The following is a 1820-nucleotide window of genomic DNA, read 5'->3' on the forward strand; positions in this document are numbered from 1 at the left end:
GGCGGGGGCGGGGCTCCGGCGATCCTCAGGCGCGCCCCCCGGTGCGGCCTCGGAGTTCCCCGGCGACGGCCCTCCGGTGTTCCCCCGGTGGGCAGGTCCCGGGACGAGTTGCCGGACACTTGTTCCTTGACCGGTCAACCATCCGAGTGCCGGGAGGCGTACAGGACCGGGGTGCGTGCGGGGCTGGAGTGCGTGCGGGGCCGGGTTGGGGCCGCCGTACCGGGTCGCGCGGGCCGGGCCGAGTGAGGAAGCACAGGAACCGAAGGAGCGGCACACCGATGCGCGCAGACACCGCCACCGTCGCCTCGGCGCGCCGTGCCGAGACGACGGCAGCGGACGCGCATGCGGAAGCCGTGAGGACGGGGGCTCGGGCTCGGGACGTCGCTGACCTGGCGCCGGTCCTGCTGGCGCTGCTGATGTTCGCCGGCTACACGGCCGTCTCCGTGCTGCGCTTCCACCGGATGGAGACCCGCTCCTGGGACCTGGGGATATTCGAGCAGGCGGTACGCGGCTATGCCCACCTCCAGGCGCCGATCGTCGACCTGAAGGGGCCCGGGGCCCACGTCCTCGGCGATCACTTCAGCCCGGTCACCGCCCTGCTGGCCCCCGCGTACCGCGTCTTCCCCACGCCGGTGACGCTGCTGGTCGCGCAGGCGGCGCTGTTCGCGCTGGCGGTGGTCCCGGTGACCCGGGCGGCCGGGCGGCTGCTGGGACGCGGGAAGGGCGCGGCGGTCGGGGTGGCGTTCGGGCTGTCGTGGGGCGTCCAGCAGGCCGTCGACTTCGACTTCCACGAGATCTGCTTCGCCGTGCCGCTGATCGCCTTCTCGCTGGAGGCGCTGCTGGCCCGGCGCTGGCGGGCCGCCCTGCTGTGGGCGGTCCCGCTGGTCCTGGTGAAGGAGGACCTGGGGGCGAACGTGTGCGTGCTCGCGCTGGTCACCGCCTGGCGGGCCCGCCGGTTCTCCCGCCGGGCGGTGTGGTGGGCGCTGGGCGTCGCCGTGTTCGGCGCGCTGGCCGCGCTGCTCACCTTCACCGTGCTGATCCCGGCCTTCAACGGCGCCGGCGGCTACGACTACTGGACCAAGGTGGACGGCGGACCCAGCCCGCTGGCGGGCGCCGGGACGAAGGTGCGCACCCTGCTGTGGCTGCTGCTGCCGACCACCGGGCTGCTCGCGCTGCGCTCCCCGCTGCTGCTGGTCGCCGCCCCGACCCTCGGCTGGCGGTTCCTGTCCGCGGACGACCACTACTGGTCCACCGACTGGCACTACAGCGCGGTGCTGATGCCGGTGCTGCTGCTGGCACTGGCGGACGCCGCCGCCGGTGCGCGCCGCAGCCCGCGCCTCTGGGTGCGGCGGTACGCGGACCGGTTGCCGGGCTGCGCGGCCGCTGCCGCCCTGGCGCTCACCCCCTCCCTGCCGCTGGGCTCGCTGACCGAGTCGGCGACGTGGCGCAAACCGGAGCGGGCCGTAGCGGCCGAGCGCGCCCTGGACCGGATCCCGGACGGGGCGACGGTCGAGGCCGACGTGGGCCCGATCAGCCGGCTCACCGGCCGCTGCCGGGTGCTGTGGATCGGCGACACCCGGGGCGTGGTGCCCGACTACATCGCCCTGGACAACACCTCGGGCCGGCTTCGTGACCCCTACGCCTACGCCCATGACCTCCACCCGGACGCCCGGTACTACGTCCACGGCGAGGGCGGCGGCTACCTGGTGCTCAAGCGCCGCACCTGAGAGCGGAGAGCCGGGAGCGGCGGGGAGGGGCCCGGGCGGCGGACAGAGCCGGAGGCGGCGGGCAGGGGCCGGGCGACGGGGAGAGGCGGCGGC

1 protein-coding gene is annotated in these 1820 nt (G+C 75.4%); it reads left to right on the forward strand.

Translation table 11 applies throughout. The features are described 5' to 3' along the window. Nucleotides 1-278 precede the first annotated feature (278 nt). On the forward strand, nucleotides 279-1727 hold the full coding sequence (locus C6N75_RS19175; RefSeq protein WP_105870141.1) for a DUF2079 domain-containing protein: 1449 nt from the start codon (nucleotides 279-281) through the stop codon (nucleotides 1725-1727). Nucleotides 1728-1820 lie beyond the last annotated feature (93 nt).

The organism is Streptomyces solincola (assembly GCF_002982015.1).
Taxonomy (GTDB): Bacteria; Actinomycetota; Actinomycetes; order Streptomycetales; family Streptomycetaceae; genus Streptomyces; species Streptomyces solincola.

What these genes read in the sequence shown, in the direction of transcription:
- C6N75_RS19175 (WP_105870141.1), top strand. Translation starts at nt 279, where the DNA reads ATGCGCGCAGACACCGCCACCGTCGCCTCGGCGCGCCGTGCCGAGACG.